The following is a 761-nucleotide window of genomic DNA, read 5'->3' as shown; positions in this document are numbered from 1 at the left end:
CCAACTGGAGATAAATTGTTTGGCGCAATGGCTGATTTTGCGCATATGCTTGGCTCTAGAGGCAACAATATTATCATAGATGAAGTTTTGTTTAATGATAATCAGCTAAAGTCCTATGTAGATAAATTAGCTGACCATACTGTGTACTTTATTGGTGTTAAATGCGATTTGGCTATTATGCAAGAGCGTGAATATTTACGGCGAGAAAGAGCGCTTGGTTTATCCAACGATCAATTTGATAGAGTGCATACTGGTACCCGAGAATATGATTTGACAGTCGATACAAGCAATACTTCGGTATTTGATGTTGCTAAAGAAATAATAGCTTTCATAAAAAACAATCCAGATCCTAAAGGCTTTAATAATATGAGAGGAAAACTGTAATGAGTATTAATACAACTTACCTTGATTTATGTACTCAAGTTTACGAGATAAGCAAACCGACCGCGCCAGAAGACGCTTTTGCTTTTTATAAAAGTTATGCAGATGAAGCGAGTGGAGCTATTTTAGAGCCAATGTGTGGTACTGGTCGCTTCTTACTGCCTCTAGCAAAAGATGGATATAAAATTGAAGGCTCAGACGCAAGTGAACACATGCTAGATGTCCTTATGAGTAAAGCAGAACAAATGTCTCTAAATGTAAACATCTGGAAATCTGTAGCAAGTGAAATACCAGATAATAAGCTTTATTCGCGTATCTTTATTCCAAGTGGATCCTTTGGGTTGATAACTGATTCTAATGAAATATCGAAAACTTTAAAA

Annotated in this window: 2 protein-coding genes; both read left to right on the top strand. The window is 36.1% G+C overall.

All coding sequences use genetic code 11. The annotated features are described in order from the left end of the window. Window positions 1-384: chloramphenicol phosphotransferase CPT family protein (locus F3D59_RS09915; RefSeq protein WP_224721197.1), on the top strand; the 384-nt coding region annotated here is incomplete at its 5' end. Further along, the coding region (locus F3D59_RS09910) for a class I SAM-dependent methyltransferase (protein ID WP_150464776.1) at window positions 384-761 on the top strand (378 nt) is incomplete at its 3' end. The genes F3D59_RS09915 and F3D59_RS09910, both read left to right, overlap by 1 nt.

The organism is Francisella sp. XLW-1, from assembly GCF_008711455.1.
In the GTDB taxonomy this organism is placed as follows: Bacteria; Pseudomonadota; Gammaproteobacteria; order Francisellales; family Francisellaceae; genus Francisella; species Francisella salimarina.
The sequence above is the reverse complement of the archived record's forward strand: the minus strand, read 5'-3'. Positions and strand labels throughout refer to the sequence as shown.